Annotated in this window: 9 protein-coding genes; 5 read left to right on the top strand and 4 right to left on the bottom strand. The window is 40.4% G+C overall.

Features of this window, described 5'->3' with window-relative positions; translation table 11 throughout:
* Positions 1-262 precede the first annotated feature (262 nt).
* Complete coding sequence (locus tag AC1PJP_RS05185) at positions 263-724, top strand: GNAT family N-acetyltransferase (protein WP_151766918.1); 462 nt, start codon at positions 263-265, stop codon at positions 722-724.
* Between the two features lie 243 nt (positions 725-967).
* Positions 968-1,552: an anthranilate synthase component II gene (locus tag AC1PJP_RS05190; protein ID WP_005307201.1), complete on the top strand. Its 585-nt coding sequence runs from the start codon at positions 968-970 to the stop codon at positions 1,550-1,552.
* Positions 1,553-1,647: 95 nt separating this feature from the next.
* On the opposite strand, the gene AC1PJP_RS05195 is transcribed toward AC1PJP_RS05190, so the two are convergent.
* Both AC1PJP_RS05195 and AC1PJP_RS05200 read right to left on the bottom strand, forming a co-directional pair.
* Positions 1,648-4,413: a M1 family metallopeptidase gene (locus tag AC1PJP_RS05195; protein ID WP_416716002.1), complete on the bottom strand. Its 2,766-nt coding sequence runs from the start codon at positions 4,411-4,413 to the stop codon at positions 1,648-1,650.
* Between the two features lie 13 nt (positions 4,414-4,426).
* The gene (locus tag AC1PJP_RS05200) at positions 4,427-7,159 is read right to left on the bottom strand and encodes a TonB-dependent receptor plug domain-containing protein (protein ID WP_479766614.1); all 2,733 of its coding nucleotides are present in this window, start codon (positions 7,157-7,159) and stop codon (positions 4,427-4,429) included.
* A 357-nt stretch (positions 7,160-7,516) separates the two neighbouring features.
* Here AC1PJP_RS05200 and trpD point away from each other — a divergent pair, with 357 nt between their 5' ends.
* The 3 genes from trpD to AC1PJP_RS05215 are packed head-to-tail and all read left to right on the top strand — an operon-like array spanning position 7,517 to position 10,087.
* Entirely contained in the window at positions 7,517-8,566 is a 1,050-nt protein-coding gene (gene trpD, locus AC1PJP_RS05205; RefSeq protein WP_128825213.1) for an anthranilate phosphoribosyltransferase, read from the top strand.
* Between the two features lie 9 nt (positions 8,567-8,575).
* Positions 8,576-9,382 (top strand): indole-3-glycerol phosphate synthase TrpC, encoded by an 807-nt coding sequence (gene trpC, locus AC1PJP_RS05210; protein ID WP_192833882.1) that lies wholly within the window; start codon positions 8,576-8,578, stop codon positions 9,380-9,382.
* A gap of 9 nt (positions 9,383-9,391) precedes the next feature.
* Entirely contained in the window at positions 9,392-10,087 is a 696-nt protein-coding gene (locus AC1PJP_RS05215) for a Smr/MutS family protein (RefSeq protein ID WP_111854399.1), read from the top strand.
* A 10-nt stretch (positions 10,088-10,097) separates the two neighbouring features.
* Here AC1PJP_RS05215 and xdhC read toward each other — a convergent pair whose 3' ends face one another.
* Both xdhC and xdhB read right to left on the bottom strand, forming a co-directional pair.
* Positions 10,098-11,081: a xanthine dehydrogenase accessory protein XdhC gene (gene xdhC / locus AC1PJP_RS05220; protein WP_416715999.1), complete on the bottom strand. Its 984-nt coding sequence runs from the start codon at positions 11,079-11,081 to the stop codon at positions 10,098-10,100.
* 6 nt (positions 11,082-11,087) lie between these two features.
* Positions 11,088-13,463 carry a xanthine dehydrogenase molybdopterin binding subunit gene (gene xdhB / locus AC1PJP_RS05225; protein ID WP_416715998.1) on the bottom strand — a complete coding sequence of 792 codons (2,376 nt, stop codon included), beginning with the start codon at positions 13,461-13,463 and terminating at the stop codon, positions 11,088-11,090.

Genomic DNA, 13,463 nt, shown 5'->3' on the forward strand with positions numbered 1-13,463 from the left:
TTTCTAACAAATTAAGATGTATCAAAGCTGGTTGAGTTAAATAAAGTTCTAATAAGAAAGTGCTCTTTTTTTCTAAAAAATAAAGTGAAGCGAAATTTTTCATCAAAAACCCTTCAACTATTAGCCATCAAGCAATTTTTAATTTTTATTAGTGATTACGAAACATAATGGTAACTATAAAGAGGTAGTTTGAAGAAAACTTTGTAAGCACTATGCTATTTTTAACCGTATTCGATGTTTCTTTGAATTAAAGGGTTTCCCTATGCAGGTATCCAATTTCGCAGTCACCCGTGATGATCATTATACTGTTTCTACAGATCCCTCTAAACTCGACATAGAAGTGATTCATTCTTTTTTATACCATTCAAAATGGGCAAAAGGGATTGATTTAGAAACAATGCAAGTCGCCATACAAAACAGTTTATGCTTTGGGTTATATGATCCGAACAACCAACAAATTGGTCTTGCTCGTATCATTACAGACTACGCAACCTTTGCTTATGTAAAAGATGTTTTTGTGATCGATGAATTTCAAAAATTAGGCTTAGGGCTATGGTTAATGGAATGTTGCTTAGAACACTTGGGGTCTCTCAAACTTCGCAGAATTATGTTACTTACCAGTACAGCCTCAGGTTTCTATAAACAAATAGGCTTTACTCCACTGAATCAAGAAAATTTTGTGTGGCAGATTTTGCCTAATAACATAGAGACAATTTCAAATTAAATTATCGATTTCCCCGACTCTTTTTAGTTTATGAAATACATCAACTTATAATTATTAATATGCTTTTGCTAGCAATAAAGCATGAAGTTATTACAAGACAAGGAAATTCTGGTACATTAGCCGCTTAGAAAGCGGCTTTTTATTTGATCAAATAAAGGTACTTTTTAAAAAGTGAGCAATATTGTGAGTAAATCTCTAGTCACTTATTAAATATATATTAACTATCATGAGGTTAAGTTCATCATGCTTCTAATGATCGACAATTACGACTCTTTTACCTACAACATCGTCCAGTATTTTGGCGAGTTGGATCAGGAAGTAAAAGTTGTTCGCAATGATCAAGTCACATTAGAGGATATTGAACGATGGCAACCTAAATACCTCGTAATTGGTCCTGGTCCTTGTTCTCCAAGTGAAGCTGGTATTTCAATTCCTGCAATTAACCACTTTGCTGGGAAAATTCCTTTGCTTGGCGTGTGTTTAGGGCATCAAAGTATCGGGCAAGCTTTTGGCGGAAAAATTGTAAGAGCCAAAACGGTGATGCACGGACGTTTATCTGATATGTACCACAGCAATAAAGGTATTTTCAGTAATCTGCCTAGTCCATTCTCGGCAACTCGTTATCATTCATTGGTGATTGATCAGCAAACACTGCCTGATTGCCTTGAAGTAACGTGCTGGACCAATGAAGCAGATGGTTCAATGGAAGAAATCATGGGTGTTAAACATAAGACATTGCCTGTTGAAGGTGTGCAGTTCCATCCCGAGTCGATCTTGAGTCAGCATGGCCATCAAATATTTAAAAACTTTTTAGATATCTATGCATAAGTCAGCCGTAAATAGATTATTTTAAAAGTAATTTGATAAGTAACCTGAATAAAAAGCCAACTACGATCAGTTGGCTTTTTTAATGCTTGAATCAATTACAACTTTAACTGTTGCACAATTGATCCATCTTGTTTTGCCACCAAAGATTCGCAGAGTTGAATACGTTCTTTGGTCTGTTTCAATCCTCTTTCTACCCCGACCAATTCTTTAGTTCGTGGTGCAAAAAAGTCATTTAACTGGACTGCTTGTTGTTGGGTACATGCTGCCCCACTGAACATTGCAGGAAAACGCCCAGCCGAAGATTTACCTAAACGATCAAATACGGCGTCATGATTTACCTTAAACCAAGACCATAAGCCACCTTGTTCATCTCCATAATTATTGATGGAGTTAACCACAGTACGAACTTCACCGACTTTAACACGCGGGTTCAAAATCAACTGTCGTGCTTGTTGGCGTGTTGCTTCTTGATTTGCTGAACCTAGGGCTGTAAGAATCGCAAGACGTTGTGTCGGTTGAGTCACGCGTTGTAACTCTCCCGATAAACGATCAAAAACAGCTTGGCCTTTTTCTTGTACACGAATAGCTAAAATGGTTGGTAATAATTCAGGTGTTACTTGCGCAAAGTTAAGCTGCTTTTGAGCAAAGAGTGCATCTGACTGTTTTAACAGTTGTGTACGGACTTCGGGAACTTGAATATCTAAAGCAAGAAACTTAACTAACTCGCTACGCCATAAACTGTCTTCGGCTGATTCATCTTTTTTGTTTACATAACCCAACTGATTTAATTTTGGTAAATATAAATTGGCCAAGACTTTTCTAAAATGTTCACGTTCAGCTTCCGTTTTCAACACATGACGATGAATGGTACTTAACTGAGAAAACAGCGCTGTACTAATTTGTCGGCTATTTGAATTGGCAAATTTCTTGGCAGCATCTACGACAGCCAATAAATTAATATCGCCATGGTTAAATGCCGCTGAAATCGCGTAGGCGTAGGCCAACTGTTCACTGTTAGAAAGCTTCTCTGTAGCGGCAGTTAGACGAGTAAACTCTTTTTGAGGCAAACTGAATTGGTAATACCCTGCCGCATCTGCATTTGGAATATACCAACTGCCAAGGCTAGCACCTTTGAGTTCAATCTTAGCTTCTGCTTGGTCTACCAGCTCACACTGGACCTTACTGGCTGCATTTGGAACTTCATAACGTACACATAACGGTACGCCCCAGAGGCTTCTTGCATCACCTTTTGAGCCCACAGGTAAATAACGAGTTTGCTTCACATTTAAAAAGACTTTATTGCCTTCTTGCTGTAGTGAAGTATTGATTAAAGGTACACCCGGTTGATCAAGGAAACTTTTCATCGCTTTGGCAAAGCGCTCACCTTGCTCAGACTGCTCTGCTAAAGCGCTAATTAAATCATTGGCTGTCGCATTACCATATTGGTGCTTATTAATATAATTGCGTACTCCTTGTTTGAATTTTTCTTCGCCCAAATAGCTTTCAAACATATTTAAAACAGCCGCACCTTTTTGGTATGTAATGCCATCAAAAGCAGTTTGAATATCAGCATTGCTTAAAATAGGCTGACGAATACGACGTACACTCACTAAACTATCACTTTTCATCGCATCAGCAGTATCTGCAATACGTTCTAGGTCAGCATTAAATTCGGGATGTAGTTTTTGAGTGATTTTGCTTTGCATCCATGTCGCAAAAGATTCATTAAGCCACAGATCATCCCACCATGGCATCGTGACCACATCACCGAACCATTGATGCGCCAGCTCATGTGCATTGACGTTAAATGAATTCTGTACAAAAGAGACTGGTGAGTCCTTATCTAGCAACATTAAATAGTCTCTAAAAGTAATTAGCCCCGGGTTTTCCATAGCCCCAGCCGCAAAGTCTGGTGCTGCAAGTAAATCGAGCTTGTCAAATGGATAACCAAAGGCAAAATAATCTTCTAAAGTTTTTAAAATGGCTGGCGTTTCAGATAAAGCATGCTGCATTTTTTCAGCTTTAGCATCGGGCGCAATACCACGTAACTGGATCGGCTGCTTACGCCATGAAGTTGCCCCAATATCTGGCCCTTTTTGTAATTGCCACGGTCCGACAGCCAACGCAAGTAAATACGTTGGTAGTGGTTTAGTTTGTGCAAAACTAAGTGTTTTCCAACCCGACTTCTCTGCTTGCTCGGAAGTTTGTTGGGTATTGGCAAACCCTGAATATTTGCTTGGAATCGTCAAACGAATATTAAACGGAGTTTTAAAACGTGGCTCATCAAATGACGGGAATGACTGGCGTGCACTAATTGCTTCCATTTGAGTCATCACATAAGGTTTACCCTCAAACTCGATTTTATAAATACCGTCGAGCTGCTGGTCGTACGCCGCATTAAAATCTAGAACGAGTTGATACTGGCCTGCGGGCAAAGTCTTGGCAAATTTAATTTTACTTACCCCATCTATCTCAGAGGCTTGTTCATATTTTGCTTTGGTTTTAGCACCCTCTGCAGATATGATATTCACATCTTTCACCGTCAAAGATTTACCATGAATCCAGATGTGATCTGTGGCTTGAGCCAGCTTTAAATGAATAGTGGTTTTACCGGTATAGCCTTTTTGTGCGGGATCAATCTTAAAATCTAAATCATAAGATTCGGGTACGACCCACTCGGGTAATTTACCAATCGGGATTTGTTCACTGTTATTCGATGCAAAAATCTGTGTTGCCGATAAAGATAATAATGTTGTAAGTAGTAATCTTTTTTTAAATGAAGGCTTGACCAACATAAGGGGTTTTATCCTCTGTAGTTTTAAATAAAAAGATGCAGCAATTGCTGTACCACATCGCTGCATCCATACATCATTCTTAAAATTTATAGTTAAACTCCAACCAACCTTGACGGCCGAATGGCGAATATGATCCTACCGGATAATACGGCCAACCGCCTGTGTCATCTCGTTTCACTTTGTCAAACAAGTTATTAATAATGATTGAAGCAGAAGCTTTTGGAGAGATTTGATAAGTACCACTCCAGTTCACCAAATACGTTGGGCTTAAATAGGCAGTCTGGTCGCCGTTTGGAATTTTGCCATAACGATTAACTAACACTGTTGATGCCCAATCTCCAAAGCTCCAGCTGAGACTGGTATTAAATCGGTCACGCCAATCCGGAATAGTTAAATCTTTTAAGTAGTCATCTTTCTCGCCATCTTTTGATTGTTGATATTCATGTTCTAGTACACGGCTATAATTGATCGTCCAGAGAAAGTTACCAAAGCTCTCTGTTTTCCAGCGCCATCTGCTAGTGAAATCAATCCCGCGGGTATGGTCTGATGCAGCATTAATTGGAACAATATTAATATTCTTAATTACATTTGGGTCGACAACTGCATTTGCAGGGTTACGCTCCACACGTGCTAATGCATCAACACAGGCTGCAGAGTTAACATCTTGGTTGCCTAAACGACAATCTGCTTCCAAACGTAGAATTTTGTCCTCACTTAAGTTCGTCACAAGATTATCAATTTTGATATCCCAGTAATCGACGCTGATATCAAACTTATTGGTTGGCGACCAAACAAAACCTGCACCATAAGATTTACCCTCTTCAGGTTTTAGCTCTTTGTTTCCGGTTAAAGTGTAGTTCGCCCCAGGTGCGTAATCTTTAAAGCTACATTTATCTAAAGGTTGTCCCGTTTGGCTACAACGTAAATAATCGGTGGTACTTGCGAAATAACCTTTTTGCTTATTTAAAAACAGATAGTTCATATCTGGTGCACGGAAGCTGGTCGCGTAATTACCACGCACTAATAAAGTCGGATGTGGTCTAAACTCGAGACCCGAACCGAAAGTTAGCTTATCAATGCTGTTATCTGACAAAGCATAACGGTCATAGCGTCCGGACAGGGTTAAATTTAACGGTTTTGCTAAGGGTAAGAATAATTCAGCGCCGAGTGCTTGGCGGGTCCGTGTTCCTCCATATTCGCCACTAGAGCTTAAATTATAATATTCACCATTTTCGATCGCCTCATCTGGCTTAATCGAGAAGCCTTGACGCCCAATTTCAGCCACAGCCGCAAGTTTGGCAGTTCCTGCAGGTAGCTTAAATACGTCACCATTCGCACTTAGGGTCAAACTTTGTGCCCACGACTTATCTTTTTCTTTTGTGGTTCCCGAAATGCTTTCAAATTCACTTGCTGTGAGTGGTCGACTTAAACGATCTAAATGAGGTGAATAAATAGGAATACCATCTACATCTGTACCAAGTTGCTTACCTAAGAAGTACTCATCAACATTCGAGCGTAATAAGCCTTGGCGGCGTAGCTGACTGGTATAGATGGAACCATTATAGGCTGCTTCATAACTCCAGCTCGTCTCTCCAATATCGCCTCGAATTCCAAAATTTAAGTTAGAAGAAAGTTCTTTCCATTTTTTATTTATTCGTTCTACCCCGCCTAATTCTTCAGGTGCAAAACGGCGATTCCAAATTTCATAATTTCCCGAATCTTGATTTAGGAAATAACCACTCGTTGCAGCTAAAGAAGTCCATGTCGGACTACGGGTATTATTTTCAATTTGGTTTGCCCCAATCAAAAAATCTGCAAATAATTGAGTTTTATCATTTAACTCATAATCTAAACCGAGATAACCATTTTGACTGCGATTTTGAGTTTGAACAGTCCAATAAGTCGGTCGAGCCAAACCACTGGCACAATTGTCCGCCCCTGCTTGTCCAATATTATTGACTGATCCGTTAAATAAACCATTAAAGGCCTGACACCCACCAATTGAAAGATATTTACCAGTATCAGCATTTTTACGACCCACAATAGTGTCGGGTTTTTCTCCTAAACGAGTTCGGCTCTTCATAAAATCTCGATCGGCTGCCCATATCGGTTCACGGCCACTGAGTTCAACCCCATAAACAAGGCTGAGCTTGTCTAAAGTCTTACTGCCACTCAGTTGTAAACGTAAGTTTTCACCACCTTCTTTTGTTCCACCCGCCTTGATATTAAACTGTGTGCCGTCTGTTTTCTTTTTCAGAATGATATTCACCACACCAGCAATTGCATCTGAACCATAAATTGCAGAGGCACCACCGTTTAATATTTCAATACGGTCAATAATGGCAGTTGGAATATTGGCTAAATTTACGAAATTGACAGAGCCATCATAAGGTACAGGATAGTCTGCAACCCGATGTCCATTAATCAAAGTTAAAGTATGATTAGGTCCTAAGCCTCTTAAGCTAATAGCGTTAGCCGCAGGTGTAAAAGTATTTCCATAATCGGCACCTTGTACAAAACCCGTGTTCTGCGTCAAATTATTGAGTGCGTCAAATGCATTACTAAAACCTTGTTTTTCAATATCGGCTGCCGTGATTACCGTCACACTGGTCGGGCCATCTTTTTGTGCTTTTGAAATCCTTGAGCCTGTTACTGCAACACGAACTACTTTATCTGGTTTAGTTTGGTTTTGTGGTTGCTCTACAGTTTCTTGTGCATAGCTTTCTAATGGATGAAAAAGTGCAACAAATACAAAAATAAATGAGCGCTTATTTTTTAACGTCCCTAGATATTTCAAGTTATTTAAATACATATTTATTAGTAGACAAAATAAAGATTGCCCTAATATATCCACTTTAATTTGATTAATTTATACACATTTCTCCTAGGTATATTTGCGTTTAAGATATACCAAATGGTTAATTATTTATCATAAAAACTCACAATAAACTAAAACCTTTTTCCATAAATAAATTCTGTTTATTAATCAAACTAAAGTAAGAAACGAGCAAAATTTTTAAAACTATGATCGAACAACAAAAATCTTTGATTATTTTCTGCTAACATAGCTCCCCGTAGCTAGTGAATCATGGGACGCAACAAGCCGAACCTTCCACTCTTGATCAACTTCACCTAAAAATTTTAATCATTAATGCTGTAAATCATGACTATGAATATCCAACAGGCGCTCAACCACATTACCAAAAACATTCATTTGACTCAGCCTCAAATGGAAGACATCATGCGCAGCATCATGCAAGGTGAGGCAACTGAAGCACAAATTGGTGCTTTAATGATGGGCTTACGCATGAAGGGTGAAAGTATTGATGAAATGACTGCAGCTGCACGTGTCATGCGTGAATTTGCGATTAAAATTGATGTCAGTGATATCAAACATTTAGTTGATATTGTGGGTACTGGCGGCGATGGGCAAAACTTATTTAATGTCTCTACTGCTTCAAGCTTTGTGATTGCGGCAGCCGGTGCAACCATTGCCAAACATGGTAACCGTGGTGTTTCAAGTAAATCAGGCTCATCAGATCTACTTGAACAAGCAGGTATTCATCTTGATTTAGATATGCAACAAACTGAACGCTGTATCCGTGAAATGGGTATAGGTTTCTTGTTTGCACCAAACCATCATAAAGCAATGAAATACGCTGCTGGGCCACGTCGCGAACTTGGTGTCCGCAGTATTTTCAATTTACTCGGGCCGCTTACGAATCCAGCGGGCGTGAAACGCTTTGTCATTGGTGTATTTTCAGATGAACTTTGCCGCCCAATTGCAGAGGTTATGAAGCAACTCGGTGCTGAACACGTGATGGTTGTTCATTCAAAAGATGGTCTTGATGAAATCAGTCTTGCTGCTCCTACTGCTGTTGCCGAACTGAAAGACGGCGAAATTACTGAATGGACACTTAATCCTGAAGATGTCGGAATTGAGTCACAAACCTTAAGTGGTTTGGTGGTTGCTGATGCAACGGCAAGTCTAAAATTGATTAAAGATGCTTTAAGTAAAAATAAATCCGATATTGGTGAAAAAGCAGCAAACATGATTGCGCTTAATGCAGGCGCAGGTATTTATGTAGCTGGCATTACCAAGACTTATGCTCAGGCTGTTACCTTCGCGCAAGATATTATTTATGGCGGACAAGCTTTAGAAAAAATGAGTGTTTTGGCTGAATTTACCAAAACATTAAAACAATGTCAGGCAGATTAAGGACTTCTCATGATTAATATTCAAAATACCATTTTAGGTAAAATTGTTGACCGTAAACATGAGGAACTTGCTGCGCGTTTAAAACAACGTAATTTGCAAGATATTGAAGAATTAGCAAAAGCTGCGACTCCAGTGCGTGGCTTTGCAAATGCTTTAAAACATAAACGTCCAGGTGTGATTGCTGAAATTAAAAAAGCGTCTCCATCAAAAGGGATTATTCGCGCAGACTTTAATCCTGCCGAAATTGCAGAGCAGTATGAACAAGCTGGAGCAGCATGTTTATCGGTACTGACCGATGTTGATTTCTTTCAGGGTGCAGATGAGAATATTGCGATTGCTCGCAGTCATTGTACCCTGCCTGCTTTACGTAAAGACTTTCTGATCGATCCATATAATGTAGTTGAAGCACGTGCTTTGCATGCTGACTGTATTTTATTAATTGTTGCATGTTTGTCTGACCAGCAACTCGAAGAAATGTCTAAAACTGCGTTTGAACATCAACTCGATGTATTAGTTGAAGTTCATGACGAAGAAGAAATGGAACGCGCTTTAAAGCTTTCTGAGCAATGTTTATTAGGTGTGAATAACCGTAATTTAAAAACGTTTGATGTGGATTTAAATACGTCTATTCGTTTGAAAAAATTACTTCCGGCCTCACGTTTATTAATTACTGAAAGCGGTATTGCGACACCAGATGATGTGCGCATGATGCAAGAGCATGATATTCACAGTTTCTTGGTGGGCGAAAGTTTTATGAAACAACCACGTCCAGATCAAGCTTTTACTGCCCTTTTTGGACAACCTCAAACGGTTTAATGAAGATATATGAGTAATAAAGATTCATCGCTTTCTAAAGAGCAACAAAAGTTATTGAAGCAATTTAAAAAGCAAATCTCCAATCCTCATTCAAGCAAAATCGCAAGTCAGCCTGAGACCAAACAACCTCAGGCTGAGTCTGAAGAATTGGAAAATGCAAATCTGTTTCAAAGCGCTGTAGCAGGTGTTAAACCCATCAATAATAGTAATATTGCTGATGTAAGAGTTCCTCGTGCAAAAAAAGTTGATGCTCAAACATTAGCTAAACGTGCAGCTGCCGAAGGTGGCCGTGATACCGAACATGCTGAATTGTCAGACACTCAAGCTGCTTTAAATCCTGTCGCAAGCCAAGCAACGTTAAGCTATCGCATTGCGACTCTTCAACATAAGGTTTTTGAAGATTTAAAAGCAGGCAAGATGCGTTGGTTTGAAGCTGTAGATTTACACGGCTGTACCATTGAACAAGCACGTGACGCAGTTTTACAAATTATTCAGATGGCAAAAGATGAAAATCAAAATGTCATCAAAATTGTGCATGGCAAAGGCCCTGAAGCGGTCTTAAAAACCTATGTCAACGGATGGTTACGTCAACACCGCGATGTTTTAGCATTTGTAAGTGCGCCTGAAAATCAAGGTGGCACAGGTGCTGTTCTCGTTCTGCTTAAACGTGCAGAAAAAAATCCAAAGTTCGAACAAAAGAAATGATCCCGAAAGATCATTTCTTTACATCAAACACCTGCAATAATTGAGCAACTACTGCAACGGCAATCGTTGCAGGTTGTTTCGATGAAATCCCCTCTATCCCGATCGGGCAAACCAAACGTTGTAATGTTTCTGGGGTATAACCACGTATTTGCATACGCTTTTCAAAAATAGCCCTTTTACTTTTTGAGCCAATCATCCCAACATAAGCAAATGGTTTTTCCTTAGGTTTCAAGGCTGTAAAACACAGTTGCAAATCTAATTGATGATCATGAGTTAAAATTAAAACTGCACCTGAACGGTCAAAATGCTCAATCTCGACGTCTAATGTATCAGTCGTTAAACATTGCACCTGTTCCAGTAAGTCTGATGGGAAAATATCATCCCTCGGATCAACCCATTTCACTCTGACACCAATAGGCAATAAACAACGGACAATTGCTTCCCCCACATGCCCTGCTCCACAAATTAGCACTTGCATGGCATATGGTTGAATCTGCTGGCCAAATTGCCATTCTTCACTACTGCCAGAATAAAACTCGAAACTTGGTTGTTGTTCTATCTCCATAGTCTGCCAAGTGGACACATATTGATGTGAGACGGTACGCCATATATGCTTTCCACCTCGCCATGCTTGCAAACTCGCAGATAAATTCGATGTGATATCAGTGGGTGATATTTTTTCAAACAATAACCACATTACTCCGCCACAACACTGTCCCAGCCGCGCACTGAGGTTAAAGCGTTCAATACGCCTCACAGAAGTTCCCGTTTCTTTTAACATTGCTTTAGCAATATCAATAGCCTGAAATTCTAAATGCCCACCACCGATCGTATCGGACTGTTGCCATTGCTGTTGCAAATTAAACCGCAATAACATGGTTGCACCAACTTCTCGTGGTGTTGAACCATCAGCGCGGACTACTGTGACCAATACCATAGGCAGAGCATCGACTTGCCACGCCACAAAATCAGTCCACCATTGTAAATGTTGCATAATCTTCTACATTTTAGCTTGTGGGCGGTCAGCCAAAGCTTGTCCTCGTCCAATCGCAATTGCACGTAAAATTTCTTCGGCAGTTGCCGGAGCATTGAGTACGAGCGGTGCATTTTCTGGAATAGCTGCCTGTACCGCCTGACGAATTGCCGAGAAAACAGATAATGCCAACATAAATGGCGGTTCGCCTACTGCTTTGGAGCGGTAGATGGTGTCTGCCTGATTTTGATTATTAAACAATTTGACATTAAAAATATGAGGAATATCCACACTGGTCGGGATTTTATAAGTTGAAGGTGCATGGGTAAATAAACGGCCTGCGTGTGGGCCCTGCGGCTGCCAATATAACTCTTCTGTCGTGAGCCATCCCATCCCTTGAACAAAACCACCCTCAATTTGCCCTATATCAATTGCAGGGTTAATTGACCGTCCAACATCATGCAAAATATCGGCACGTAATACTTTCATTTCCCCAGTTAGCGTATCTACTGCGACCTCACTGACGGCTGCACCATAGGCATAATAGAAAAATGGGCGCCCTAAATGGTTGACCTGATCATAATGAATTTCTGGCGTTTTATAAAAACCACTGTCCCATAGTTGTACACGCGCCATATATGCCCGTTGAACCAAATCAGGAAAAGTCCATGAATGACCATTCGCTGTTGAAACCATACTATCTTCAAAGTGGATTTGGTCAGCATCACTATCACTTATTTCTGCTGCAAGTTTTGCCAGACGCTCACGAATTTTAATACAGGCATTTTGAACAGCTTTACCATTTAGATCTGCGCCACTCGATGCTGCCGTTGCTGAAGTATTTGGAATCCGAGAAGTATCTGTTGCAATTAAGCGAACGCTATCGATTGGTAAACCCAACTCATGTGCAGCAACCTGCCGTACTTTGGTATATAACCCCTGTCCCATTTCTGTACCGCCATGGGTAATAGAAACAGTGCCATCCATATACACATAGACCAGTGCACCCGCCTGATTGTAATGTACGGCATTAAACGAAATACCGAACATTAATGGGGTTAACGCAATACCACGTTTAATGATGTCATTGTTCTGATTAAAGGCATGAATGCTCTGTTTGCGTTTCGCATAATCACTACTTTGCAATAATTCGGCTACTAATTTTGGCGCAACATTATCACGGACTTCTGCCCCATAGTGCATACGGTCACGTCCAGCACCGGGCTGCTCGGCAAAGAAATTACGTTGACGAATTTCAACTGGGTCACAACCTAAATAACGAGCAATGTCATCAATAATATTTTCAATCACAAACATACCTTGTGGCCCACCAAAACCACGATATGCCGTGTTGGACACAGTGTTGGTTTTACAACGTAAGTTACGTAGCTCAACTGCATTTAAATAATAGGCGTTGCCAATATGGCAAATTGCTCGTTCATTTACTGGCCCAGAAAGATCAGCCGAAAAACCGCAGTTTGAAGCCAGTTGTACCTTTAAGCCTTGCAGAACACCACTGTCATCAAAGGCTACAGACCACTCATAAGCAAAACCATGACGTTTGCCTGTAGCACTCATGTCATCATCACGATCTAAACGTAATTTACACGGACGGCCTGTTTTTTGTGCTGCCAAAGATGCAATGCATGCCCACTGCGCCGACTGCGACTCTTTACCGCCAAATCCCCCCCCCATACGGCGGCTTTCCACACTCACCTGATGCATGTTCATGCCTAATGCATGACAAATCAGCAGCTGCATTTCGGTTGGATGTTGTGTTGAGCAATAGACTTTTAAGCTGTGATTTTCTTGAGGAATCGCATAGGAAATCTGACCTTCTAAATAAAAATGCTCTTGGCCACCTAGCTCAATGGTTCCAGAAAGTTGATGGGCTGCGTTTTGAAATGCCTGTTCAACTTCACCATGACTAAATTCAACAGGCGGTAACACCCACGATTCTTTTTCAATCGCATCTTGAATCGTTAAAATCGGAGTTTCGGTCACATACTCAATTTTTGCTAAGCGAACTGCCTGACGGGCTTGCTGATAACTCTCAGCAACAACTACAAACAAGGCTTGGCCATAAAACTCAACCTGCTCTTCGGCAAAAATTGGGTCATCTTTTACAATTGGTCCCCAATTATTTTCAACATCAATATCCTTTGCCGAAAAAACTGCATGGACACCATCAGCCAGACGTACTGCATCCAAATCAAATTTACTAATTTTACCTTTGGCACAATTTGAAAATCCGACCGCCAGATGCAGGGTATTCTCAAGCTCTGGTAAATCATCGATATAGGTCGCCTGCCCAGTCACATGTAAATGGGCGCTCTCGTGTGGAATCGAGTCGCCTGCTTTAGCGGATTTTTTAGAAACTCTTAAGTCAATGGTTTGGTTCAT

It is taken from the genome of Acinetobacter sp. V116_7, from assembly GCF_056735735.1.

Bases quoted from the DNA above. Each gene is read 5' to 3' on its own strand.
- AC1PJP_RS05185 (WP_151766918.1), top strand. From the start codon at position 263: ATGCAGGTATCCAATTTCGCAGTCACCCGTGATGATCATTATACTGTT.
- AC1PJP_RS05190 (WP_005307201.1), top strand. From the start codon at position 968: ATGCTTCTAATGATCGACAATTACGACTCTTTTACCTACAACATCGTC.
- AC1PJP_RS05195 (WP_416716002.1), bottom strand. From the start codon at position 4,413: ATGCAGCGATGTGGTACAGCAATTGCTGCATCTTTTTATTTAAAACTA.
- AC1PJP_RS05200 (WP_479766614.1), bottom strand. From the start codon at position 7,159: ATGTATTTAAATAACTTGAAATATCTAGGGACGTTAAAAAATAAGCGC.
- trpD (WP_128825213.1), top strand. From the start codon at position 7,517: ATGAATATCCAACAGGCGCTCAACCACATTACCAAAAACATTCATTTG.
- trpC (WP_192833882.1), top strand. From the start codon at position 8,576: ATGATTAATATTCAAAATACCATTTTAGGTAAAATTGTTGACCGTAAA.
- AC1PJP_RS05215 (WP_111854399.1), top strand. From the start codon at position 9,392: ATGAGTAATAAAGATTCATCGCTTTCTAAAGAGCAACAAAAGTTATTG.
- xdhC (WP_416715999.1), bottom strand. From the start codon at position 11,081: ATGCAACATTTACAATGGTGGACTGATTTTGTGGCGTGGCAAGTCGAT.
- xdhB (WP_416715998.1), bottom strand. From the start codon at position 13,463: ATGAACCAAACCATTGACTTAAGAGTTTCTAAAAAATCCGCTAAAGCA.